This window comes from Promicromonospora sp. NPDC090134 (assembly GCF_044746965.1).
Taxonomy (GTDB): domain Bacteria; phylum Actinomycetota; class Actinomycetes; order Actinomycetales; family Cellulomonadaceae; genus Promicromonospora.
Map to the genome: position 1 here is coordinate 403,998 of NZ_JBIVCZ010000006.1, position 22,895 is coordinate 426,892.

The window sequence follows — 22,895 nt, forward strand, 5'->3', positions numbered from 1 at the left end:
CCGCCCGGCAGCGGGCGGGGGCCGGACGTGGTCGTGCCGCGCGGCTCGGCGGGGGAGGCCTCAGCCCGGGAAGAGCCCGAGGAACTGGTACCAGACCGCCATCGTGTCGTAGCCCATCTCGTTCAGCAGCGCCCACACGATGCCGATGACGGCGTACAGCGAGACGGGGATGAGGAAGATCCACTCCCGGACCGACCCGGCGTCGCCCAGGATCGGCAGCGACAGGTTGCCGCCGGACCGCCAGATCATGTCGAGCTCCAGGCCGCGCCCGTCGCGCATCCAGCGGGGGCTGCGGAACTTCAGCGGCCAGAGCAGCGGCACGCCGTTGGTGGTGATCATGTCGCCCAGGATGTGCACGGTGCAGCCGAGCGCCACGCTGAACGGCATCCAGAACCATTCCTCGGGCGCGAAGATGGCGATGAGCACCGCCAGCGTGATCGACGTCGTCCACGGCAGGATCTTCGTGTCCCGCGTGATCTTCAGCGCCTTGAGCGCGAACGCGACCAGCAGCACGCACATGATGCCCGGGCCGATCAGGATGGCGCCGATCTGCTCGTTGCCCGTGTCGATGCTCAGGAAGCTGAGGCCCCAGGCGATGGCCGTGAACACGGCGATGCCGAGGATCGAGTGCGTGCCCTTGCGGTGCCCGCCCGAGACGGCCTCGATGGCCTTGACCACGCCGTTCGAGACGGGCTTGAGCGAGTTCGCGATCGTGCCGGAGTGATGGTCGGCGTCGGGCAGCAGCGCGGCTCCCGCGCAGACCAGGGCTCCCGCGACGACGCCCGTGTCGGTCACCGGATACCAGCCGAACGCGATCGGCGTCGACGCCGTGACCGCTACCCAGGCCGCAGCTCCCGTCGCGGCGTGGTTGCCTCCCATCATGGTGGTGTGCGCTCCAGTTCCCGGGGTCTCCCCGAATCGGCAGTTTGGCCTTCTGACCAGGTCAGTTCCTGGCCGGGGCACACCCTAGCGCGGGCTACCGACACAGAGCTGGAGGAGCACGCCGCGCGTGCCGCACCTCGGCGCGGTCAGGCGCCGGTCACGTACGCGTAGTGGTGGAAGTGCTGGTCGCGCACGAAGCCCTCCGACTCGTACAGGCCCTGTGCGGCGACGTTGTCCCACGCGGTGGCCAGCGAGACCCGGATGGCGCCGGCCTCCTTGGCCAGGCGGCAGGTCTCCTGCACCAGGGCGCGCGCCGCGCCCGTCCCGCGTGATCCCGGGGCGACGAAGAGGTCGTTCAGCACCCACGACCGGCTCAGGCTCACCGACGACCACGTGGGGTAGCTCTGGGCGAACCCGACCACCTGAGCGGGCTCCGCCGGGTCGCCGCCCTCGGCGGCCACCTCCGCGACGAGCAGCACGCTGTCGCCCGCGTCGCGGCGGGCGGTCAGGTAGGCCCGCGCCTCGGCGTCGGGCACCTCCTGCTCGTAGAACCTCAGGTACTGGCGGAACAGGTCGACCACGAAGTCGACGTCTTCGTCGGTCGCAGGACGCACATCAACAGACACGCACGTGATCATGTCAGGCCGACAGGGGTGGGCGCCATGACCTCCCGCGATACCGATACCGGTACAGAACTGGTAAAGGGCGGCGGCCGAGGAACACGCCGGACCCCGCGACGGTTGACCAAGGCGATGAACACCCAGCCACGCTTGTCCGTCCTTGACCTCGTGCCCGTCCGCTCGGGCCAGACCAGCGCCCAGGCCCTGTCGGCCTCGCTCGACCTGGCGGCGCTCGCCGACCGGCTCGGCTACGAGCGCTACTGGTTCGCGGAGCACCACAACATGGCCGCGGTCGCCGCCTCGTCGCCGCCCGTGATGATCGCCGCGGCGGCCGCGCGGACCTCCCGCATCCGGGTGGGGTCGGGCGGCGTGATGCTGCCGAACCACGCCCCGCTCGTGGTCGCGGAGCAGTTCGCGGCGCTGGAGGCCGTGGCCCCCGGCCGCATCGACCTCGGCATCGGCCGCGCCCCGGGCAGCGACCCCGTGGTCACCTCCCTGCTGCGCGCCACGGGTCCGACGGCGGATGTGGACCGCTTTCCGCAGCACGTCACCGACATCCTGAGCCTGATGGGGCCCGACGGCGCCCGGCTGCGCCTGGTCTCGGGCGACGTCTACGACGTGCGGGCCACACCCGCCGCCGGCAGCGTGCCGATCGTGTGGCTGCTGGGCTCCAGCGACTACTCCGCGCGCCTGGCCGCCGAGCTCGGGCTGCCGTACGTGTTCGCGAACCACTTCTCCGGGCAGGGCATGGACCAGATCCTCGCCCTGTACCGGGACGGGTACCGGCCCTCGGCCGAGCACCCGGAGCCGCGCACGTTCGTGACGGTCAACGCGGTGGCCGCCCCCACGTCGGACGAGGCCCACGACCGCGCCCTGCCGCAGCTGCGGCAGATGGCCCGGCTGCGCTCCGGCCAGAAGCTCGGTGCGCTGGAGACCGTCGAGGAGGCGCTGCGCGCCACGGCCGACGAGCCCGCCGACGGCCTGATCGCCCAGTCGATCGAGGCGATGCGGGCGCGCTGGCTGATCGGCGACGCCGAGCATGTGGCGGCCGAGGTGCGCGGTCTGGCCGAGCGGCACGGCGTCGAGGAGGTCATGCTCGTGCCGGTGGCCGGATCGCGCGACGACGAGCCGCTGGACGCGACGTTCGGGCGCTCGCAGACCCTGGAGCTGGTGGCGGGCGCGCTCGGCGCCTGACGGCACGACCGAGCAGGGCACGGGGGTGCCGGATCCGAGGATCCGGCGCCCCTTCTCGTTCCCAGGGCTTGTCCCGCTGGGGGAGCGGGTGCATGGTGGGACTGGTCAACCAACTGGTTGGTTGGTCATCGACGCCGACACCGCCACCCGAGGAGTCCCATGTACACCGTGCCCGACCAGACCGGCCGCACCGTCGTCGTCACCGGCGCCAACAGCGGCACCGGCCGCGAGGCCGCCAAGCGACTGGCGGCCGCCGGCGCCCACGTGATCCTCGCCGTCCGCAACCCGGACAAGGGCGCCGACGCCCTCGCCGAGGTCCTCGCGACCCGGCCCGACGCGCGGGCCGAGGTGCGGCTCCTGGACCTCGCCGACCTGGCGTCGGTACGGGCCTTCGCCGACGGGCTGGCGCGCGACCTCGACGGCCTCGACACCCTGGTGAACAACGCGGGCGTGATGGTCCCGCCGGTCCGGTACGAGACGGCGGACGGCCACGAGCTGCAGTGGGGTACCAACTTTCTCGGCCCGTTCGCGCTGACCAACCTGCTGCTGCCGCTGCTCCTGGCGGCGCCCGAGCCGCGCGTCGCCACCATGACCTCCGGCGTGGCCAACCGGGGGAGCATCGACTTCGGCGACCTCGACTGGGAGCGCCGCCCCTACCGGGCCTGGGCAGCGTACGGGCAGTCCAAGCTCGCCGACCTGCACCTGGCCCGGCACCTCGCGCACCTGGCCGCGCGCCGCGGCTGGACGCTGGTCAGCACGGCGGCCCATCCCGGCTTCACCCGGACCAACCTCCAGGTCACGGGGCCGAGCATGGGCAAGGAACGTCAGGTGCGCTGGTCCCCGGGCTCGCTCCTGCCGTCGATGGACGCCCCGGAGGGCGCGGGTTCGATCCTGCTGGCCGCCGCCGACCCGGGCGCCGCGTCCGGCGCCTACCTCGGGCCGCGGTTCGGCCTCGTCGGGGAACCCCGCCCGGCGCGGCTCAACCGGCGCATGCGGGACGACGCGACGGCGGGCCGCCTCTGGTCCGTCGCCGAGGAGATCACGTCGACCGCGGTCCCGGCCCGGTGACCGGCGCCGTGCCCGGGGGCAAGCGGGTACCCGTCCCCGACCAGACCGGCCGCACCGTCGTCGTCACGGGTGCCAACAGCGGTACGGGACGCGAGGCCGCGCAGCGGTTCGCGGCCGCCGGTGCCCGCGTGATCCTGGCGGTGCGCGACCCGGCGAAGGGGGCCGACGCGCTGGCCGAGATCCGGGCGGCGTGGCCGGACGCGCGGGCCGAGGTGCGGGTGCTCGACCTCGCCGACCTGGCGTCGGTCCGGGCCTTCGCGGACGGGCTCGCGCGCGACGTCGGCCACCTCGACGCGCTCGTCAACAACGCGGGCATCTCGATCCCGCCGGAGCGGTACGAGACGGCCGACGGTCACGAGCTGCAGTGGGGCACCAACTTCCTGGGCCCGTTCGCGCTGACCAACCTGCTGCTGCCGCTGCTCCTGGCGGCGCCCGCGCCGCGGGTCGCCACGATGTGCTCGTACGCCGCGAACCAGGGCCGGATCGACTTCGACGACCTCGACTGGGAGCGCCGCGCGTACCGGGCGCTGCCCGCCTACGCGCAGTCCAAGCTGGCCGACCTGCACCTTGCGCGGCACCTCGCCCAGGTGGCCCGACGGCGCGGCTGGTCGCTGGTCAGCACGGCCGCCCACCCCGGCCTGACCCGCACCAACCTCCAGGTCACCGGCCCGAGCATGGGCAAGGACGAGCCCGTCCGCTGGTCGAGCGGCCTGCTCCCGATGGCGGCCCCGGAGGACGGCGTCGGCTCGCTCCTGGTGGCCGCCACCAGGCAGGACGCCGCCCAGGGCGCCTACTACGGGCCCCGGTACGGGCTGGCCGGGCCGCCGCGGCAGGCCCTGCTCAACCGGCGCATGCGCGACGCCGCGACGGCGGCCCGGCTGTGGGCCGTCGCGCAGGATGTCACGTCCACGGCCCTGCCGGCGGCCCGGAGCTAGGCTGAGCGACATGCCCACCCCCCGTGCCGACGTCGGACGTGCCGCGACACCGACGCGCATCCTGGAGGCCGCTGCCGAGGAGTTCGCGCGGTACGGGCTCGCCGGTGCGCGCGTGGACCGGATCGCGGTGGGGGCGTCGGCCAACAAGCAGCGCATCTACGCGTACTTCGGCGGCAAGGAGGCGCTGTTCGACCAGGTGGTGAGCGCGCGGATCCTCGACCTGCTGGACGCCGTGCCCTTCACCGCGGACGACCTGCCCGGCTACGCCGTGCGCCTGTTCGACTTCACGGTGGGCCACCCCGAGCTGGTGCGGCTCCTGCTCTGGCACACGCTGGAGCGGCCGGGCGTGCTCGGCGCCCTGGAGCGGTCGGCGACGTCGAGCGCGGCCAAGGTCGAGGCGCTGCGCGACGTCCAGGCGCGGCACCCCGACCGGATCGACGCCACGGTGCCGGCCGACCGGCTGCTCGGCCAGCTGCTCGCCGTGGTGCACGGTTCGGTGCTGACCGTGGGCGGGATCCTCGCGGTCCCGGAGGGCACGGAGGCGGCGGACGACGTGCGCGCCGACGTCCGCCGCGCCGTCACCCGGATCGTCGCCCCGGCTTCCTCCGCGTGACCTCCTGCTCGCCCCGGCGCCAGCAGCGCCGGTGTCAGAAGCCGCGGGCGAGCGCCGCGCCCGCAGCGAGCCAGGCCCGGCGCGTCTGCGGGCGCAGGGCGCGGTAGACGAGCTGGCCGTCGACCATGGCCGGGTCGAACGGGACGGTGACGACCTCGCGCGCCAGCGAGCGGTACCCCTGGGCGACGCGGCGCAGGTCGGCGGGCGTCGCCTTGGGGTCCGACTGGCTCACCACGACGACGGCCTTGCGGGCCAGGTCCGCCATGTGCTCCCCGCGGTTCGCCAGGGCCTCCAGCAGCAGCGCACCCGCCTCGGCGTGGTCGTCGCGGGTGCTGGTGGCGACCACGAGCTGGTCGGTGTGGTCGATCATGCGCAGCCACATCGGGTCGGACTCGTCGTTGCCGGAGTCGATGAAGATCATCCGGTAGTACTTGGAGAGCACCGCGTGGATCGCGTCGACGTCCTCGGACGAGATGCGCTGCTCGTGCGCGAGCGCCATCGGCTTGGACCGCAGCACGTCGAACCGGTCGCGCGACTGGTGGTGCACGAACCAGGCGAGGTCGGCGAGCTGCGCCGTCGGGCCCAGGAAGTGCTCGGTCTGCGGGATCAGGTCCAGCAGGGTCGCCTCGTGCGGGCCCTGCTCGGTGCGCCAGCCCAGCGTGCCGCGCGTCTGGTTGTTGTCCCACGCGACGACGCCGGAGCCGCCGTGCGACGAGAAGACCGCGGAGAGGAGCACCGTGGCCGGCGTCTTGCCGGCGCCGCCCTTGCCGTTCACGATCGAGATGGTGCGGGGTCCGGGCCAGTGCTGGCTCACCACCTGCTCGTCGGCGCGCTCGGCCCGCTCGGTCTCGCCGGGGCGCACCCGCAGCCCGACGCGCGCCAGCACGCCGCGCACACCCTGCGTGGCAGGCTCGTCGAGGCGGTCCTGCACGAGGAAGGACGACCGGCGGTTGTCGCGGCGTCCGCCGTCGTGCCCGGGGCCGGGGCCGAAGGGCTGGTCGGGCTCGGGGGCCGAGGGGCCGAACGAGCCGGCCGCGCCCTGCGGGCCCGGGGCCCGGGGCGCCGGATCCTGCTGCGGCAGGCCGTGCTGCGGTGTGCCTTGCGGCGGCATGCCCTGCGGCGCGGGGCCCTGCGGGCCGGGCGGGTCCTGCGGGGGTACCTCCGGCTGGAAGCCCTGCTGGCCGACGCCGCTCGGAGCGGCAGCGTGCTGACCCGCTCCGTGCTGTCCGACGCCGTTGTGGACGACGCCGTGCTGTCCGACGCCGTGCTGCCCGAAGGCCTGCTGCCCGACGTCCTGCTGGTCGGCATGGCCCATGACGCTGGTCCGCTGCGGCACCGCGGCCTGGACCGCCTGCGCGGCCCCCGCGCCGCCGTCCTGCACGACCCTGCCGTCGGGGTGGACGGTCAGGCCGGTGGGCCCCTCGGGGCCCAGGGCCTGGACCTCGACCGCCAGCCCGATGCTCGCCGAGTACTCCATGACGAGGCGCATGACCTCGCTGCGGGCCTCGCCCAGGCTGTTCCGGTAGACGGGCACCGTCTGGCCGTTGATCGTCACCTGGCCTGAGCCGTCGTCTCGCACGACCACATCGGCGCGCGGCCACCCCGCGGTTTGGACGCTCACTCGCGTGCTCCCCTTCTCCGGTCGCCGGACATCGTCGTGGCGAGTTCATGAACGCGCACAGGGTACCGGTGGCTTTCACCCGTCATGTTTCGGCGCCGAACCACCGGCGCACCTGGTCCAGCAGGTCCTGCTGGTCGGCGCCCACCCAGGCCACGTGGCCGTCCGGCCGCAGCAGGACGGCGGGCACGTCCAGCGCGGCGTCGGCGTCGACCACGTGGTCGACCCGGTCGGCCCACCCCTCGACCGTGAGCCGGCCGGTGCGGTCCAGCAGCAGGCCGCGGCCGGTGCGCAGGAGCTCGTGGAGCCGGCCCTGCCGCAGGGCGACGTCGGGCAGCCGCCGCCCGAGCAGCGCGGGCCCGGCGCCGAGGTCGTAGCGGATGCCGGTCGCGGTGACCTTCTCCACCAGGAGCCGGCGCACGTCCTCGAGGTCCATCAGCTCGGTCAGCAGGCGGCGCACGGCCTGCGGGCCCGGCCCGGGGGAGAGCAGCACGTGCTGGGCGCGCGTGGTGTCCAGCACGTCGGCGGCCACCGGCCGGCGCTCGGCCGCGTAGCTGTCCAGCAGCCCGTCCGGGGCCCGGCCCGTCACCTCGGCGGCCAGCTTCCAGCCCAGGTTGAACGCGTCCTGGACCCCGAGGTTGAGGCCCTGCCCGCCGTACGGCGGGTGGACGTGCGCGGCGTCCCCGGCGAGCAGCACGCGGCCGGCGCGGTAGCGGTCGGCCAGCCGGGTGGCGTCGCCGAAGCGGGACAGCCAGCGCGGCGAGTGCGCGCCGAAGTCGGTGCCGGCGAGCTTGCGCACCTGCCGGCGCAGCTCGTCCAGGGTGGGCGGGACGGCGCGGTCCTCGGCCACGCCGTCGGCGGGCGCGCCGAGCCGGTACAGGCCGTCGCCGAGCGGCATGGCGCCGAAGTCGTTGTAGGTCTTGCGGACCTCCGCGACGGCCGCGTCGATCGTCTCGGCGGACGCGGTCAGCTCCACCTCGCCCAGCAGGGTCTCGTGGGTGCTGGGCTCACCGGGAAAGCCGATGCCGAGCAGCTTGCGCACGGTGCTGCGGCCGCCGTCGCAGCCCACCAGGTAGCGCGAGCGCAGCCGCGTGCCGTCGGCCAGCTCGGCGGTCACGCCGTCGTCGTCCTGGCTCAGCCCGGTGACCTCGTGGCCGTACCGGATCTCGACGCCCAGCTCGGCGGCGTGCTCGCGCAGCAGACGTTCCGTGACGGGCTGCGGGATGCCGAGGACGAACGGGTACGCGGTGTCCAGCCCGGCGGGCATGGGCCCGCTGATGCCCGCGAAGCCGCCGACGGGGTACTGCTTGCCCAGCGGCAGGAACCGGTCCAGCAGGCCGCGCTGGTCCAGGATCTCCAGGGTGCGCGCGTGCAGGCCGAGCCCGCGGACCACCTTGGTCGGCTCGGCGTCCTTCTCCAGCACGAGCACCCGCACGCCCCGCAGCCGCAGCTCACAGGCGAGCATCACGCCGGTGGGGCCGCCCCCGGCCACGAGCACCTCGGGCACGTTCGTGTCGGTCGCGTTCACGTCGGTCACCAGAACCTCGTTTCGTCAGGCGCCAAAACCGGCGACGGCCGACGATTCTGCGCCCCCACAGGCCCCTTGCCGCAAGCCCCCCACTGCGTTATACGTTGAAACTGGCAGGAAAGCGCGGCGCCCGGCTCTACTCCTCACCGCGGACCCTAGGCTCTGGTCCCGGGCAGCCGCCGGCAAGTGATCGGCAAAAGGTCAGGTGATCGGCAACTCGAGTTGCCGATCACCTGACCTTTTACCGATCACCCGCTTCGTGAACCTCGGCTCACGCGGCGCGGGCCGCTCTGTGCCGGATGGCGCGGGCGTAGTCCGCGCGTGGGACGTGCGGCGTCACGTGGAGCACCATGCTGGCCTCGGCCGGGGTGCGGTCCGCCTTGTGCGAGTTGCACTCGTAGCAGGCGGCCACGAGGTTCATCCACGTCGAGGGCCCGCCCCGGGACCGCGGCAGGATGTGGTCCACGGTCTCGGCGGGGCCGCCGCAGTAGGCGCACAGGCCGTCGCGGCGCTTGACGCCGAGCTTGGTGCACGCGGGCGCCCCGCCCGACTTGTAGAGCCACCGCATCGTCACGTACCGGACCAGCCGCAGCACGCGCGGTAAGGGGAACGGCCCGAAGGAGCGGCCGTCGACCGCCTCCTCCACGACCGCGACCTCGCGCACGAGCATGTGGATGGCGTGCCGGACCGATACCCGGTGCAGCGGCTCGTAGCCGGCATTGAGGACTAGGACGTCGGCCACGGGCCTGCTCCTTCCGGTGAGCTTGTCGTCTCGGTTCTTGTCTTTCGGGTGGTGCTGGCTGTGGTGCTGTTCAGCCCCGGGACGACAAGAGCCGCCCGGGAACAAGATGTCCCGAGGCGGCTCACGTTCACTGGTCCGGCCATTGCCGGATCAAGAGCGTATGGCGCCCCGGATGGCCTCGCGGCCGTCCCAGAGGTGCTGCGCGGTGGTCGGGTAGGACGACTCGGTGGCAGCACTGGCCTTGCTCAGGCCTGCGGCCCGGAGCGTGATGCGGGTGCGAACCATCGTGTGTCTCGTCCTTTCCGGTGGTCTCGGATGTGGCTGTTGGTCGTGCTGGCGTCGTGGAACAGGCGGTCACGGACACACAACCTGCCGCCACGGCACCAGTCCGTGTGTGAAGAAAGGTACAACGAGGACTTGGTAGCGTCTATGGCTTTTCCGGAACTGCAACCCAAGGATGCATCAAGTGTGCGGCGTGGCGCGGTCCCACGGCGTGTCGCGGGCCGCACCGAGCTCGGCCTGTGCCCCGTCTACCAGCTCACGGGCTCGCGGATGATCGGGCACGTCATGCAGTGCCCGCCGCCGCGCCCGCGGCCCAGCTCGCCGCCCGCGATCTCGATGACCTCGATGCCGGCCTTGCGCAGCAGGTCGTTGGTGGTCGTGTTGCGGTCGTAGGTGAACACGACGCCCGGCTCGACGGCGACGGAGTTGTTGCCGCTGTCCCACTGCTGGCGCTCCGACTCGTAGACGTCGCCGCCGGTCTCGATGACCCGCAGCTGGCCCAGCCCGGAGACCTGCCCCACCACGTCGAGGAAGGACGAGCGCCCGGCGTCGGTCACCGAGACACCGAGCGGCCCGGAGTCGGGGCGCAGCACGAACGGGTGCACGCGGTCCACGATCCGCGGGTAGACGGTCACGGTGTCGACGTCGACGAACGTCATGATCGTGTCCAGGTGCATGGCCGCGCGCAGCCGCGGCATGCCCGCCACCACGATCTGCTCGGCCGCGCCCGCCTGGAACAGCGAGGCCGCGACCTGGGTGATCGCCTGGCGCGACGTGCGCTCGCTCATGCCCATCAGCACGGTCCCGTTGCCGATCGGCATGATGTCGCCGCCCTCGAAGGTGGCCTCGCCGTGGCTGCTCTCCGGGTCGCCCCACCACACGCGGCTGCCCACGAAGTCGGGGTGGAACGAGTAGATCGCCTTCATGAGCAGCGTCTCGTCCCGGCGTGCCTGCCAGTACAGCGGGTTCAGCGTGAGGCCGCCGTAGATCCAGCAGGTCGTGTCGCGCGTGAACAGCGTGTTCGGCAGCGGGGGCATGAGGTACTCGCGCGCGTCGGGGCTGAGGTCCGCCAGCGCGCGGAAGCCCGGCGGCAGCTCCGGCACGTCGGCCACGGCGAGGCCGCCGATCAGGTACCGGGCCAGCTCGTGCTCCGGCAGGGACTCCAGGTACTCGCGCGTCGCCTCGACCAGGCCGTTGCCCACGATCTCGGGCACGATCTTGCGGTCGAGCAGCCAGTCGCGCGCCCCCGGCACGCGCAGCGTCTCGGCGAGCAGGGCGTGCAGCTCGACGACGTCGACGTCGCGCTCCCGCAGCTCGGCCACGAAGTCGGCGTGGTCCTGCTGGGCGCGCTCGACCCACAGGACGTCGTCGAACAGGAGGCCGGCGGAGTTGGACGGGGTGAGGCGCTGGTGGGCCAGCCCGGGGGCGCAGACCAGGACCTTGCGCAGGCGGCCCACCTCGGAGTGGACGCCGTACGCCGACGAGGGTGTGCCGGCCGGGGGCGGTGTGCTGTCGATGGTGTTCATCGGGCGATAACGGTACTCACCCGACCGCCGTCGTGCCGAGCAGGGAGCCGATCGCGAAGGTCGCGCCGAGCGCGAGCGCCCCGCCGACGACGACGCGCGCCGTGGCGCGCACCCGCGGCGCGTCGCCGATCCAGGCCGCGAGCCAGCCCGTGCCCGCCAGCGCCGCGAGCACGACGACGAACGTGACGCCGACCCGCCAGGGCTCCGGGATCAGGAGCACGGCCGCGAGCGGCAGGACCGCGCCGAGCGTGAACGCGACGGCGGACGCGAGCGCGGCGTGCCAGGGGCTGACCACGCCGTCCTCGTCGATGTTGAGCTCGGCCTCCAGGTGGGCGGCGAGCGCGTCGTGCTCGGTGAGCTCGACGGCGACCTGGCGGGCGGTGGCGGGGGACAGGCCCTTGGCCTCGTAGAGCTCGGTGAGCTCCGCCAGCTCCTCCTCCGGCATGGTGGCGAGCTCGGCCTTCTCCTTGGCGATGAGAGCCTTCTGGGTGTCGGACTGGCTGGAGACCGACACGTACTCGCCCAGCGCCATCGAGATCGCGCCACCGACGAGGGCGGCGACGCCGGCGGTGAGGATCGGCCCGGTCTGCGACGTCGCCGCCGCGACGCCGACGGCGACCGCGGCGACCGAGACGATGCCGTCGTTCGCGCCGAGCACCCCGGCGCGCAGCCAGTTCAGGCGCTCGGCGAGCCCGTTGGTGTGGGGTTCGTCGGCGTGGCCGACGGCGGGGCGGCCGGTGTCCGGACGTTCCGCGCCGGACGGTGGTGTGGTCATGTGCTCAGGCAACCAGGAGTCGGCGTGGGAGGCCAATGTCGGGGCCGAGGTTGGGCAGCCTCACCTTGCCGCGCTGCCCTCCGCTTCGAGACCGGGGTTTCTTCGCTTTCAGCCGCCCCAAAGCGAAGAAACCCCGGCCTCGAAGCGGATCAGGACGGCGGCGGTGCGGTCTGTGCCGGCGCGAGGGCCGACCGCGTGCCGGCGTCGGCCGTTGCGTATACGCACTGATACGCCTCATCACCTGCGAAGTGATGTCTTTCTTGGCAAAGTCGACCCATCAAGGGTGAGCGTCCGGGGCTCGCCGCCGCGATCGAGCTGCTCGCCAGGTCCGGCCCATCCTTGGGCCGGCCTGTGGTCGACTCGATCAAGGGCTCGGCGGTGCACAACCTGAAGGAGCTCCGCGGTCGCTGAGCGTCGGTACGAGCAGTGGCTCATCGGCGAGTACGACGAGGAGGCGTGACACATGGCGCGTTCATGGAACAAAGTGAAGGACGACGCGGTCGCGGCTGGGCTGGACGAGATGCGGGCGGCCGAGATCATGGCTGCGATGCGCGAGCAGGTGCGCGCATACAAGCTCGCTGACATCCGCCGGGCGCAGCACATGACCCAGGCCGTGATCGCACAGGGGATGGGTGTGGCGCAGCCGCGAGTGTCCGCGATCGAGCACGGCCGGATCGACTCGACCGAGCTGGGCACGCTGCGGTCGTACGTGGAGGCGCTCGGCGGCCGGCTGCGCGCGACGAGTTCGTCGTCGTGCAGGGCTGACCCCGCGCCCTGCGGTCCTGCTGAAGCCGGGTGTGACGTGGAGGCGGCCCGCCTCGGAAGGTTCGGTGGTCAAGTCCCCCAGGCAGGCAACCAGGAGTCGGTGCGCGAGGCTGGCGTCGGGGGTGGGGTCGGAGAAGCTCACCTTGCCGTGCCGGCGGACGGGCATGCCGTCCGTCTGCCGGCCGTCCCCGCGCCTACCCCGCGCGCTGGGTGCGGGGGAGCCCGGTGGCTGGGGCAGTCGCCGTCCAGCTGGCCAGCATCCGCAGAGCATCCTCCGAGCGTGATCCTTCAGGGGCCATGTAGACGACGATCTTCTGGTCGGTGGCCGCCGGCACGTCGAGGGCCTCGTAGTCGACCGAGAGTGGTCCGGCGACGGGATGCGTCATACGGATCGTGCCGAAGCCGCAGCGGAAGATGCCGTGGTCGGCCCAGAGGCGCCGGAAGTCGGCGCTCTTCACGGTGAGCTCGCCCACCAGCTCGTTGAGCGTGGGGTTGTCGGGGTGGGCGCCGGCGTCGGCGCGCAGCACGGCGGCAGCCTCGGCGGCGATGACCTCCCAGTCGTCGTACAGCGCGCGCGCCTCGGCCGAGAGGAACGTCCAGCGCGCCATGTTGCGCTCGCGCTGCGGGAGCGTGCTGAGGTCCGAGAAGACCGCTCGGGCCAGTGAGTTCATGGCCAGGACCTGCATCCCGAGGCCCATGACGAGCGAGGGCGAGGTGGTGAACGCAGCGAGGGTTCGGCGGACGCTCGGCCGTACCCGCTGAGCGGCCGACGCGGCAGTCGAACGCCGCGACTCTGGTTGGGTCTGGAGGGACACGAGCGTGAACAGGTACTCGCGCTCGGTCGGATTGAGGCGTAGGGCATCGGCGACGGAGCTGAGTACCGCGTCGGACACCTGCCGGGTGCGTCCCTGCTCGAGCCGGGCGTAGTAGTCGACGCTCACGCCAGCCAGCTGAGCCACCTCCTCGCGGCGTAGCCCGGGTACGCGCCGCGCGAGACCCGGCCCGTGCGTTCCGGCCCGGGGCAGGCCGACCTCGGACGGGCGGAGCCTCGCCCGGCTCGCGCGGAGAAATTCCTTCAGCTCGTCGCCGCTGTCCATAGGCCAAGTGTGCGCCGTCTCCGGCGCGCCTGACCCGGCGAAGGTAGCACTGCCAGTCCTCGGCAGAACCGTGCCTGCTCCGGCGCTCAACGGCGCCTCCTGGCTGGTTGTACTGATCGAGGCCGCCGCTCGGCGCGGCCAGGGTCCTGGAAGGAACACACATCATGAGCACGACGCAGAACACGACACAGGGCACGAGCCGGCACGACGTCATCATCGTGGGCGGCGGGTCGGCCGGCGCGGTGCTGGCCAACCGGTTGAGCAGCGATCCCGCACGATCGGTGCTGCTCCTGGAGGCCGGCACCGCCTACCCGACGACCGGAAACCCGGACGTCGTCCTGAACCCCTCGATCGTGGGCGGCGACGCCGAGCACGACTGGGGCTATGTCGCCCGTGGCACGGACCGCAACGGCGCGGTGCCGGCCCTGCGCGGAAAGGTGCTCGGCGGGAGCTCCGCCGTGAACGCGACGGTCGCTCTCCGCGCCCGGAAGGACGACTTCGACAAGTGGACGGCGCACGGGCTCACCGGCTGGTCGTTCGCCGAGGTGCTGGAGACCTACAAGGCGCTCGAGCGGACGCCAGACGGCGAGGACGCGCTGCGCGGGCGCACCGGCCCGTTCCCGATCCGCCAGCGCACGTACGACGAGGTCACGCCGTCGATCCGGGCCTTCATCGACGCGAGCGTCGCAGAAGGGCTCAAGCGGATCGGCGACCCTAACGGCGCCGAGCAGGACGGTGTCTCACCGAATCCGCTCAACACCGTGGACGGCGTGCGGCAGAGCACGGCCCTGACCTACCTCACCAACGAGGTGCGCTCCCGGGCGAACCTGACGATCGCCGGCGGCGTCGAGATCGACCGGGTGCTGTTCGAGGGCACCACCGCCGTCGGCGTCCTAGCCGCCGACGGCCGGGAGTTCCGTGCGGGCGAGGTGGTGCTCTCCGCGGGCACGTATGGCAGTGCCGCGATCCTGCTGCGCTCCGGCGTCGGGCCGAAGGAGGACCTGGAAGACCTCGGTATCGACGTTCTCGCGGACCTGCCCGTCGGCAAGCACCTGCAGGACCACCCCTTCTACTACAACGCGTACGCCCTGAAGCCAGGGGCCCTCGCGATGACGCCCGCCGCCGGCGCCCTCGTCTGGACCCGGTCGAGCGAGGCCGAGGGGGACGAGCTCGACCTGCAGATCTCGGCCACGCACCTCATCGACCCCGCCTACAGCCCGACGGGCGGGGCGATCGTGCTCGCGATCGCCGTGGTGCAGCCCGAGTCCACGGGCTCGCTCAAGCTCCGGAGCCGGGACCCGCTGGACGCGCCGGTCATCGACCTCAACTTCCTGGCGACCCCGCGCGACCGGTCCCGCATGCTCGAGGGCGTGCGGCTCAGCCGCAGGATCGCCCGCACCCCGGACTTCGCCGAGGTGGCTGAGAGCGAGATGACGCCCGGTGAGCAGGTGCAGTCGGACGTGGACCTGGAGCGCGTCATCGACGAGCAGATCGCGTCCTACGCCCACCCCACCTCGACCGTGCCGATGGGCGGTGCCGAGGACAAGCAGGCGGTGGTGGACGGGGGCGGCGCAGTGCGTGGCCTGACCGGGATCCGGGTGATCGACGCGTCGATCATGCCGCTCGTGCCCTCGACGGCGACGAACCTGACGACGATCATGCTCGCCGAGCACATCTACCGGAACACCCTGACGGCGTAGACCGGCCGGGCGGTCGAGGGTCCCGGCCGGAACGCACCTACTTCGGGGTGCGCTCGCCGACCGGGACCTCGACCGCCAGCGTGTTGCCCTCCTGGGCCAGCGGGCACGTCCACGCCGGGTCGTAGGCGCAGGACGGGTTGTAGGCGAAGTTGAGGTCGAGCACCAGGTCGCCGACGCCGAAGTCGTCGGGGCCGCCGCCCTCCCCGCCGTCCGACCCGCCGGTGTGCCCGAGCCAGGAGCCCTTGATCGTGTCGATGAGGTAGCGGCCGCCGCCGTAGGTGCCGCCGGGCGGGCCGGCCAGCGCGTCCTTGATCGGCACGAACAGGCCGCCGCCGTAGGAGCCGAGGCGCCAGACGTCGAGGGTGCCGAGGTCGCCCAGGGCGTCGGACCCCAGCGCGACCGTGCCGAGCAGCTCGAACGGCACCACGCCGTCGGTCCCCGTGGGGACGTCGAGGCGGCGCGGGGCGCCGTCGGGCCCGGGCTCGGCCGGGACGATCGGGGCGCTCAGGCGCCAGGCCGGGTCGTACGGGGTGACGGTCAGCCCGGTGAAGCCGGGCCGCTCCTCCGGCAGGATCGGGGAGACCGGATGGGTCGCGAAGAGCTCGTCCCGGGCGGCGATCCAGCCCGCGTGCGCGGCGGCCGGGTTCACGACGGCGCGGGTGCGGGCCTCGGCGTACAGCGCGAAGACGCGCCGCCGCCAGTCCGCGGTCTGGAGCGCTGTGATGGCGGGGGAGGTGGTGGCGGCGTGCGTCATGCGTCCGACACTACCTACCGTGGGTGACACACCGCGGGCGGGGCCTCACACGGGCACCCGGAGCGTCGCGGTGTAGCCCGCGGCCACCGAGCCGGACACCTTCGCCAGCTGCAGCGCGTACCCGTCGGAGAACACGTTGTCGGAGTCGAGGGTGACGCCCTTCAGGTTGGTCACGCTCTGCTCGTAGCCCGTCGTCGCGTACACGGTGTCGCACACGTCCTGGGGCAGGGCGAGCTGCGAGGTGCGCATGCGGTTGGTCGCGCTGGTGGCGTCGTCGAGCGACGGGTAGACCTCGAAGTGGATGTGCGGCCAGCGGCCCGCGTAGCAGGCGGGGAAGATCGAGGTGAAGGTGACCGTGCCGGCGGCGTCGGCCTCCTGGACTCCGCGCAGGTAGTTCTGGTCGGCGACGTCGTACATCGAGTACCTGCCGTCGCGGTCGCAGTGCCACGCGTAGACGGCGGCGCCCGCGACAGGGGTCCCGGCGTCGCCGTCGCCCGACACGTCCACGACGCTCAGGGAGAAGGTGAGCGGGACGCCGTCGGCGGTACCGGACGAGTCGCCGAAGCTGGAGGTGATGTCGCTGCGCACCACGCCCGTCATGGTCAGGGCGTCGGGTCCGTTGGTGCCGTCGGCGGGGTAAGGGCCGCCCGTCTCCTCGGGGATCTCGCCCTTCCCGACATCGGCCTGCGACACCTCGCCGGGCGCGCCCCCGCCCGGGCCGCCCTCCGGCGGCGCGCCGCCCGGGTTGCCCGACGGCGCGCCGCCGGGGGCGCCGGTCGAGCCCGACGAGCCGGAGCCGGGTGAGCAGGCTGCCAGCGCCGCGGCGAGACCGCCGGCGGTCAGCAGGCCGAGGGCGTGCCGCCGGTTCAGAAGGGTCGGCAGGTCGTGCGAGAGCCCGAGGTCGTGGGGCTCGGGGGCTTCGGGCTGCTCGCGTCCGGTGTGAGGGGAGGTCATGCCCGGAAACTAGGACCTGGTGCTGTGCCCCGCCCGCCAGACGGCTGAGAGTGCGCTGTCACCGGCGCTCGAACAGCTCGTAGACCCGCTCCAGGCGGTCGTAGGCCTCGTCGAACCACTCGTCGGACACGGGCACGGCGGTCGTCACGTCCGTCAGCAGGCCCATCCGGTCGCGGACGGCGACGACGAGCCTGTCGTCGTGCTCCCAGCGGACGTGCACCTCGGTCGCCTTCTGATCCGCGCGCCAGGCGACGTCGTGCCCCAGGTCCAGCGCGTCGAGGACCTCCCGCCAGGCGTCCAGGTCATCATCCGCGACGAGCGTCGGCAGCGCGCCCCGGACTCCGTTCCCGGCGGACAGGTCCCCGCAGTCGATCTCGATCGTGCCGCTCGCCTGGATGACGCGTCCGTCCTGTGGGGCGAGCGAGTCGATGCGGAGCGCCACGACGTTCCCGTCGTTCCCGAAACGGAAGAGCTCGCACGGCAGTCCTGCGGGTCGGCCCGCATCCTGTGATGTCACGGGCGCGAGTCAACCACGGCCCACCGACACCCGGGATCAGGCCTTCGGCGTCAGCCGGATGACCGGCATCTCCCGGTCGGTGGTCTGCTCGTACCGGCGGAAGTTCGCGGCCTCGGCGGTGATCCTGCGCCAGGCCTCGGCCCGCTCGGCGCCGTGGAGCTCCGCGGCGGTCACGGAGACCTTGCGGCCGCCCTGCTCGACGGTGACCTGGTCCGGGTGCGCGGCGAGGTTGAGGTACCAGGCGGGGTTGGTGGCGGCGCCCCAGGCGGACGCGACGACGAGCCAGGTGTCGTCCGGCCCGGGGAACCACGCGAGCGGCGTCTGCCGGGGCTCCCCGCTCCTGCGCCCGACGGTCGTCAGGACCAGGAGGTTCTTTCCCATGGTCGTGGACCGGGTCCGCCGCGCGTGCCCCATCATCAGCCGGTTCAGCCAGCGGAACACGGGGCCGGGCACCCGCGCTCCGCGGGTGCCCGTGGGGTGGGAGAAGCTCATGGCGGGACCTTACTGCCGGGCGACCGGGGTGCGCGGCCGCCCGTTGTCGGCGCGGGGGCGTCAGGCCTTGGGTGTCAGGTGGATGACCGGGATCTCCCGGTCGGTGGTCTGCTCGTACTTGCGGAAGCCTGGTGCCTCGTCGGTGATCTGCTTCCAGACCTGCGCGCGCTCCGTGCCGTGCAGCTCGCGCGCGGTCACCGCGACCTTGCGGCCTGCCAGCTCGACGGTCACCTGGTCCGGGTGCGCCGCGAGGTTGAGGTACCAGGCCGGGTTGGCCTGCGCACCGGCCGCCGACGCCGCGATGAACCAGCCGCCGTCGGGCGCCGCGAAGTAGCCGACCGGGTTCTCGCGGGGCCGGCCGCTCTTGCGGCCGACGGTGGTCAGCACCAGCAGCGACATGCCCATCGTCTTGCCGTCCGCGCGCCGGGCGCGGCGGGCGATCAGCTTGTTGAAGAAGCGGGTGGACCGGCCCGGCTGCCGCGCGCCGCGCGTGCCGGTCGGATGGGTGAAGCTCATGGTGCCGCCTTCCGGTCGGACGTCCGAGAAAAGGTTCGTACCATTGACTATACATGGCATGAACCATGTTGGCTGTGTACCTTTGACGAGTGATGCCCGACGAGACTCCCGACGCCTTGCTGGGCTGCGCCGCGCACGGCATCGGGGGCATGCCCGAGCTCGTGGAGCTCGCCGTGGTGCTGACCGCCACCGTCGCCCGCGTCGCCGAGGAGCACGAGCTCACGCCCATGCAGGGCCGCCTGCTCTGCGGCCTCGGTGACCAGCCCCAGCGCATGGTCGACCTGGCGCAGCTCCTGGGCATCGAGAAGGCGGCGCTCACCGGCCTCGTCGACCGGGCCGAGCGGCGCGGGCTGCTGGAGCGCGGCCCGGTGCCGGGCGACCGCCGGGCGGTCCAGGTGTCGCTGACCGACGCCGGGACCCAGGCGGTGGCCGCCTTCGAGGACGGCGTCACAAGGGCACTCGACGGGCTGCTGGCCACGCTGCCGGCGATCGACCGGCCGGAGTTCCGCCGCCTGGCGTCGGCCGTCGTCGTGGCGGCCCGGGGTGTGCGCGCGGCCTAGGATCACGGGGTGCTGCGACTCTCCGACGTCACCTACCTCGTCCGCGACCACGACGAGGCGATCACCTTCTTCGTCGATGCCCTCGGGTTCGCCCTGCGGGAGGACGAGACCAATGCGGCAGGCCGCCGCCGCGTCGTCGTCGGCCCCGCCGACGGCGGGACCGGCCTCGTGCTCGCGCTGCCGGGCGCCGACGACGTCGTCGGGCGCCAGGCCGGCGGGAAGGTCGCGTTCTTCCTCGAGACCGACGACTTCGCCGCGCAGCACGCGCGGATGCTCGCGGCGGGCGTGCGGTTCCGGGAGGAGCCGCGGTACGAGGTCTACGGCACTGTCGCCGTCTTCGAGGACCTGTACGGCATGCCGTGGGACCTGATCGAGCCGCCGTCGGGCGCCTGAGGCCTCAGGGCGCGTCAAGACCGAAGGCCCCCGAGGCGTGCCTCGGGGGCCTTCGGCGTGGCGGAGGGGACGTCAGCCGCAGTGCTCGAACGGGCTCGTGTAGCTGGTGGAGCCCACCGAGCCGCCCCACTTGACGCAGGTGCCGGGTGCGGACCGCTTGACCGGGCCCGCGTAGTACCCGTAGCTGCCGGAGTCGGTGGTGCGCGACGCGCCCTGCGGCTCCAGGAAGGCCGAGACCGCGCTCGGGGTGCCGAGGTTGGTCGACTTCAGCGTGACCACGCAGTTGTTGCCGGTGCCGGAGTTGTACAGGAGGTAGGTCCGGCCCACCGTGCCGAGCGCGGCCTGGTCGACCACCGCGAAACCGCTGCCGCAGACCTCCGCCGGCGTGTACGGGTTGCTCGACCCGCAGGCGTTGGTGCTCGTCACGGCCTTCTTCTGGCCCACGGAGACGGTCACGCCGTCGACGGTGGGCGAGGTGTCCACGACGCCGGACGAGTTGCGCTGCTCGTAGTGCAGGTGCGGCGCCGACGAGCCGCCGGTGGAGCCGACGGTGCCGATCACGGTGCCCTGGCTGACCGACATGGTCTGGCCCGCGGCCCGCACCATCGTGGCCAGGTGGGCGTACCGCGTGCGGGTCCCGTCGCTGTGCACGATCTGCACCCACTTGCCGTAGCTGGTGCCGCCCTCGTCGTCGAAGGTGGCGGTGCCGCCGGCCGTGGCCCGGACCGTCTCGCCGTTGATGGCGTCGCTGCCGTAGGTCTGCCAGTCGATGGAGCCGTTGGGGCTGTGGCCCCCGCTCCAGTTGTTGGCGTAGAACGTCTTGCTGCAGTTGAAGGGTGACTTGTGGGAGATCGCCAGCACGCCGGCGCCGCCACCCGGCGTCGTGGCCGGGGAGGCCGTGGCCGACGCCGTCGGCGAGGCGACCAGGGCGAGCGCGGCCAGGGCCGCGAACGCCCACTGCCTGGCGGATCTTCTGCGGAACGGGGAGTTGCCTGTCATTGGTGCTCTCCATCCTGAGGTCTGACTCTTGGTCTGACGCAGGAAGGCTGGCACGGCGCCGGGCCGGTGCCCATGGGGAGGCCTGCCCCTGGACGGCTGCCCGGATCGAGTGCATCCGGAGATCAGCCGGTGACCCGCCCGGCCCCGCCGTCGACGGTGACGGTCTCGCCGTCGCGCAGGGTCGTCATGGCGCCGGGTACCGCGAGCACCGCGGGGATGCCGTGCTCGCGGGCCACGATCGCGGCGTGCGACAGGACACCGCCGGTCTCGGTGACCACGGCGGACACCACGCCGAACAGGGCGGTCCAGGACGGTTCGGTGAAGCGGCACACGAGCACGTCACCGGGGCGCACGCGGGTGAAGTCGTCCGGGCCGTGCACCACACGTGCGGGCCCGGACGCCTGGCCCGGGCTGCCGGGGGCCCCGGCCAGTTCGACGACAAAGCTGTCCGACATGACTTCCTCCCTGGGCGTAAGCGCCCACGTTGACACCGGGCACCGCGGGATGCACGGTGCACTATGACCCACATCCCGGTGCTCGGCAGATCTTCGCAGCCGGAGCTGCTCGTGCTCCACTCCATACGGATCCAGGGCATGGCGGACGACGACGCAGTGGCCGCGCGGTTCGGCCTCGACCACGCGGACGCCCGCGAGCTCCTGCTCGACGACGAGGCGTACGGCTGGGTCCGCCAGGCGGCGTTCGGCAGTACGGCGGGCTGGTCGCTGACGGATCGTGGCCGCGCCGAGGACGACCGGCTCCTCGCCCTGGAGCTGGCCGAGTCGGGAGCGCACGCCGTCGTCGAGGAGGCGCACGAGGTCTTCGGGCCCTTGAACGCGCGCCTGCTCCAGGCGTGCACCGACTGGCAGCTGCTCCCCGCGGAGGACGACCGCCTCGCCCCGAACAAGCACACCGACGCGGACTGGGACGCACGCGTGCTGGACGAGCTCGGCGCGCTGGGCGTCGAGCTGACGCCGCTCGTCGCCTCGCTCGCCGCGGTGCTGGCCCGGTTCGACGGGTACGACACGCGGTTCGCCCGGGCGCTCGAGCAGGCGCGCGCCGGGCAGACCGAGTGGGTGGCCGGGACCGGCATCGGCTCGTGCCACGCCGTCTGGATGGAGCTGCACGAGGACCTGCTCTCGACCCTGGGGATCCCGCGCGGCGCGTGACGGCCCGCGTGACGGCCCGTGCAGTGCGTAGTACCTGGTCCGGCCGCTAGGTTCGTCGCATGGCGACCCGGCACCTGTACCTGGCCCGGCACGGCGCGGCGGACGCGTTCGGCGAGCTGACCGACGTCGGACGGCGGCAGGCGGACCTGCTGGGTGCGCGGCTGTCCGCGCTGCCGGTCGACGCGGTGTGGCACTCGCCGCTGCCGCGGGCGGTGGCGAGCGCGCGCGTGCTCGGCGAGCACCTCCCGGGGGTCCCGGTCGCGGAGGCGGCCGAGCTGGTCGACCACGTGCCGTACGTGCCCGCCGCGCCGGACCTCCCGCCGGCCTGGGCCGGCTTCTTCGACGGGTTCGACGACGACGAGCGCGCCCCTGGCGAACGTCTCGCCCAGGAGCTGGTCGACCGGTTCGCGCGGCCCGCCGACGCCGAGACCCACGAGGTGCTGGTCACCCACGCGTTCCAGGTCGCGTGGCTGCTGCGGCACGCGCTCGACGCGCCTCCGGCCCGCTGGCTCGGCCTGAACAGCGGCAACGCCGCGCTGACCGTGATCGAGTACCGCGACCGCCTGCCACCCACGGTCGTGCTGTTCAACGACATGGGCCACCTGCCCGCCGACCTGCGCTGGACGGGCTTCCCGCCGTCGGCGCGGCCCTGACCCGCCCCCGGTCCGGCGCGGCCTAGTTGATCAACCCCGCCCAGCGGCGCGACCGGTCCACCAGCGCGACCCGGTTCAGGGCGTCGACCTCCTGCTGGGTGTGCCAGGCGACGCCGTCGGTGGAGCCGTTCTCCTCGACGCGCAGCTCCCCGCCCGTGATGCGCGCCCGGTAGACGATGCGCAGGGCCTGTCCCGGACGGTCCGCCGCGTGCACGCGCTCGGCCGCCGGGAACACGATGCTGTCGACGCCGAGCAGCCCGTCCAGCTCCACGTCATAGCCGGTCTCCTCGTAGACCTCCCGGACGGCGGCGTCGGCCGGGTGCTCGCCCGGGTCGATGCCGCCGCCGGGCATCGTCCAGCCGTGGTGCGTGCCCTCGGACCAGTGGGGCAGGAGCATCCGGCCCGCCTCGTCGGTGATGACCGCGTACGCGGAGACTCGCAGGTCCATGGTCCCGTCGGTGCTGATGAACATGGTGCCCAGCATGGCGCACCCAGGGCATATGCACGATGCACAACCCCTGGTACGGTCGGCAGCGAGGTCCGGGC

Annotated in this window: 26 protein-coding genes and 1 pseudogene; 10 read left to right on the plus strand and 17 right to left on the minus strand. The window is 73.0% G+C overall.

The genetic code is table 11. The annotated features are described in order from the left end of the window. Nucleotides 1-60: 60 nt before the first annotated feature. The gene (locus ACIPN7_RS18685; protein ID WP_400545444.1) at nucleotides 61-879 is read right to left on the minus strand and encodes a metal-dependent hydrolase; all 819 of its coding nucleotides are present in this window, start codon (nucleotides 877-879) and stop codon (nucleotides 61-63) included. A gap of 149 nt (nucleotides 880-1,028) precedes the next feature. Further along, nucleotides 1,029-1,508 (minus strand): GNAT family N-acetyltransferase, encoded by a 480-nt coding sequence (locus ACIPN7_RS18690; protein WP_400545447.1) that lies wholly within the window; start codon nucleotides 1,506-1,508, stop codon nucleotides 1,029-1,031. 126 nt (nucleotides 1,509-1,634) lie between these two features. Between ACIPN7_RS18690 and ACIPN7_RS18695 the strand changes: the two genes are divergently transcribed. From ACIPN7_RS18695 to ACIPN7_RS18710, 4 genes are all read left to right on the plus strand, one after another. After that, a complete protein-coding gene (locus ACIPN7_RS18695) occupies nucleotides 1,635-2,696 on the plus strand; it encodes an LLM class flavin-dependent oxidoreductase (RefSeq protein WP_400545450.1) in 1,062 nt (353 codons plus the stop codon). Between the two features lie 159 nt (nucleotides 2,697-2,855). Next, entirely contained in the window at nucleotides 2,856-3,764 is a 909-nt protein-coding gene (locus ACIPN7_RS18700) for an oxidoreductase (RefSeq protein WP_400545453.1), read from the plus strand. Further along, nucleotides 3,761-4,699, plus strand: coding sequence for an SDR family oxidoreductase (locus ACIPN7_RS18705; RefSeq protein ID WP_400545456.1), 939 nt, complete (start codon nucleotides 3,761-3,763; stop codon nucleotides 4,697-4,699). The genes ACIPN7_RS18700 and ACIPN7_RS18705 overlap by 4 nt, the downstream gene beginning before the upstream one ends. A gap of 10 nt (nucleotides 4,700-4,709) precedes the next feature. Next, nucleotides 4,710-5,312 carry a TetR family transcriptional regulator gene (locus tag ACIPN7_RS18710; RefSeq protein ID WP_400545459.1) on the plus strand — a complete coding sequence of 201 codons (603 nt, stop codon included), beginning with the start codon at nucleotides 4,710-4,712 and terminating at the stop codon, nucleotides 5,310-5,312. 34 nt (nucleotides 5,313-5,346) lie between these two features. Here the strand turns inward: ACIPN7_RS18710 and ACIPN7_RS18715 are convergent, their stop codons facing one another. From ACIPN7_RS18715 to ACIPN7_RS18740, 6 genes are all read right to left on the minus strand, one after another. Next, the gene (locus ACIPN7_RS18715) at nucleotides 5,347-6,933 is read right to left on the minus strand and encodes an ATPase (RefSeq protein WP_400545462.1); all 1,587 of its coding nucleotides are present in this window, start codon (nucleotides 6,931-6,933) and stop codon (nucleotides 5,347-5,349) included. Between the two features lie 82 nt (nucleotides 6,934-7,015). Further along, on the minus strand, nucleotides 7,016-8,437 hold the full coding sequence (gene rox, locus ACIPN7_RS18720) for a rifampin monooxygenase (protein ID WP_400545560.1): 1,422 nt from the start codon (nucleotides 8,435-8,437) through the stop codon (nucleotides 7,016-7,018). 292 nt (nucleotides 8,438-8,729) lie between these two features. Further along, a complete protein-coding gene (locus tag ACIPN7_RS18725; protein WP_400545465.1) occupies nucleotides 8,730-9,200 on the minus strand; it encodes an HNH endonuclease in 471 nt (156 codons plus the stop codon). 150 nt (nucleotides 9,201-9,350) lie between these two features. Continuing rightward, nucleotides 9,351-9,485, minus strand: coding sequence for a hypothetical protein (locus tag ACIPN7_RS18730; protein WP_400545467.1), 135 nt, complete (start codon nucleotides 9,483-9,485; stop codon nucleotides 9,351-9,353). A 245-nt stretch (nucleotides 9,486-9,730) separates the two neighbouring features. Next, nucleotides 9,731-11,008, minus strand: a complete 1,278-nt coding sequence (locus ACIPN7_RS18735) for an arginine deiminase (RefSeq protein WP_400545470.1) — start codon at nucleotides 11,006-11,008, stop codon at nucleotides 9,731-9,733. A gap of 16 nt (nucleotides 11,009-11,024) precedes the next feature. After that, nucleotides 11,025-11,783 carry a VIT family protein gene (locus ACIPN7_RS18740; protein ID WP_400545473.1) on the minus strand — a complete coding sequence of 253 codons (759 nt, stop codon included), beginning with the start codon at nucleotides 11,781-11,783 and terminating at the stop codon, nucleotides 11,025-11,027. A 547-nt stretch (nucleotides 11,784-12,330) separates the two neighbouring features. Here ACIPN7_RS18740 and ACIPN7_RS18745 point away from each other — a divergent pair. After that, a pseudogene (locus ACIPN7_RS18745) lies at nucleotides 12,331-12,456 on the plus strand (helix-turn-helix domain-containing protein); the annotation flags it as partial. A gap of 286 nt (nucleotides 12,457-12,742) precedes the next feature. Here ACIPN7_RS18745 and ACIPN7_RS18750 read toward each other — a convergent pair. After that, entirely contained in the window at nucleotides 12,743-13,645 is a 903-nt protein-coding gene (locus tag ACIPN7_RS18750; RefSeq protein ID WP_400545476.1) for a helix-turn-helix domain-containing protein, read from the minus strand. Nucleotides 13,646-13,809: 164 nt separating this feature from the next. On the opposite strand from ACIPN7_RS18750, the gene ACIPN7_RS18755 reads away from it, so the two are divergent. Beyond that, nucleotides 13,810-15,345: a GMC family oxidoreductase gene (locus tag ACIPN7_RS18755; protein ID WP_400545479.1), complete on the plus strand. Its 1,536-nt coding sequence runs from the start codon at nucleotides 13,810-13,812 to the stop codon at nucleotides 15,343-15,345. A 37-nt stretch (nucleotides 15,346-15,382) separates the two neighbouring features. On the opposite strand, the gene ACIPN7_RS18760 is transcribed toward ACIPN7_RS18755, so the two are convergent. From ACIPN7_RS18760 to ACIPN7_RS18780, 5 genes are read right to left on the minus strand one after another with little or no spacing between them, the layout of a single operon-like run. Next, nucleotides 15,383-16,099 carry a DUF1684 domain-containing protein gene (locus ACIPN7_RS18760; protein ID WP_400545482.1) on the minus strand — a complete coding sequence of 239 codons (717 nt, stop codon included), beginning with the start codon at nucleotides 16,097-16,099 and terminating at the stop codon, nucleotides 15,383-15,385. Between the two features lie 45 nt (nucleotides 16,100-16,144). Beyond that, on the minus strand, nucleotides 16,145-17,053 hold the full coding sequence (locus ACIPN7_RS18765) for an intradiol ring-cleavage dioxygenase (protein ID WP_400545485.1): 909 nt from the start codon (nucleotides 17,051-17,053) through the stop codon (nucleotides 16,145-16,147). Nucleotides 17,054-17,111: 58 nt separating this feature from the next. After that, on the minus strand, nucleotides 17,112-17,570 hold the full coding sequence (locus ACIPN7_RS18770; protein WP_400545488.1) for a DUF5959 family protein: 459 nt from the start codon (nucleotides 17,568-17,570) through the stop codon (nucleotides 17,112-17,114). Between the two features lie 36 nt (nucleotides 17,571-17,606). Continuing rightward, a complete protein-coding gene (locus tag ACIPN7_RS18775) occupies nucleotides 17,607-18,062 on the minus strand; it encodes a nitroreductase family deazaflavin-dependent oxidoreductase (RefSeq protein ID WP_400545491.1) in 456 nt (151 codons plus the stop codon). Between the two features lie 60 nt (nucleotides 18,063-18,122). Then, on the minus strand, nucleotides 18,123-18,578 hold the full coding sequence (locus ACIPN7_RS18780) for a nitroreductase/quinone reductase family protein (RefSeq protein WP_400545494.1): 456 nt from the start codon (nucleotides 18,576-18,578) through the stop codon (nucleotides 18,123-18,125). A gap of 92 nt (nucleotides 18,579-18,670) precedes the next feature. Here ACIPN7_RS18780 and ACIPN7_RS18785 point away from each other — a divergent pair, with 92 nt between their 5' ends. Beyond that, nucleotides 18,671-19,138: a MarR family winged helix-turn-helix transcriptional regulator gene (locus tag ACIPN7_RS18785; protein ID WP_400545497.1), complete on the plus strand. Its 468-nt coding sequence runs from the start codon at nucleotides 18,671-18,673 to the stop codon at nucleotides 19,136-19,138. Between the two features lie 9 nt (nucleotides 19,139-19,147). Next, nucleotides 19,148-19,531 carry a VOC family protein gene (locus ACIPN7_RS18790; RefSeq protein WP_400545500.1) on the plus strand — a complete coding sequence of 128 codons (384 nt, stop codon included), beginning with the start codon at nucleotides 19,148-19,150 and terminating at the stop codon, nucleotides 19,529-19,531. A gap of 72 nt (nucleotides 19,532-19,603) precedes the next feature. On the opposite strand, the gene ACIPN7_RS18795 is transcribed toward ACIPN7_RS18790, so the two are convergent. Next, nucleotides 19,604-20,530 carry a M23 family metallopeptidase gene (locus ACIPN7_RS18795; RefSeq protein ID WP_400545503.1) on the minus strand — a complete coding sequence of 309 codons (927 nt, stop codon included), beginning with the start codon at nucleotides 20,528-20,530 and terminating at the stop codon, nucleotides 19,604-19,606. A 122-nt stretch (nucleotides 20,531-20,652) separates the two neighbouring features. Beyond that, complete coding sequence (locus ACIPN7_RS18800; protein ID WP_400545506.1) at nucleotides 20,653-20,985, minus strand: PEP-utilizing enzyme; 333 nt, start codon at nucleotides 20,983-20,985, stop codon at nucleotides 20,653-20,655. A gap of 63 nt (nucleotides 20,986-21,048) precedes the next feature. Between ACIPN7_RS18800 and ACIPN7_RS18805 the strand changes: the two genes are divergently transcribed. Both ACIPN7_RS18805 and ACIPN7_RS18810 read left to right on the plus strand, forming a co-directional pair. Further along, nucleotides 21,049-21,696 carry a transcriptional regulator gene (locus tag ACIPN7_RS18805; protein WP_400545509.1) on the plus strand — a complete coding sequence of 216 codons (648 nt, stop codon included), beginning with the start codon at nucleotides 21,049-21,051 and terminating at the stop codon, nucleotides 21,694-21,696. 59 nt (nucleotides 21,697-21,755) lie between these two features. Then, entirely contained in the window at nucleotides 21,756-22,349 is a 594-nt protein-coding gene (locus tag ACIPN7_RS18810) for a histidine phosphatase family protein (RefSeq protein ID WP_400545512.1), read from the plus strand. Between the two features lie 22 nt (nucleotides 22,350-22,371). On the opposite strand, the gene ACIPN7_RS18815 is transcribed toward ACIPN7_RS18810, so the two are convergent. Further along, nucleotides 22,372-22,797, minus strand: a complete 426-nt coding sequence (locus tag ACIPN7_RS18815; protein ID WP_400545563.1) for an NUDIX hydrolase — start codon at nucleotides 22,795-22,797, stop codon at nucleotides 22,372-22,374. Nucleotides 22,798-22,895 lie beyond the last annotated feature (98 nt).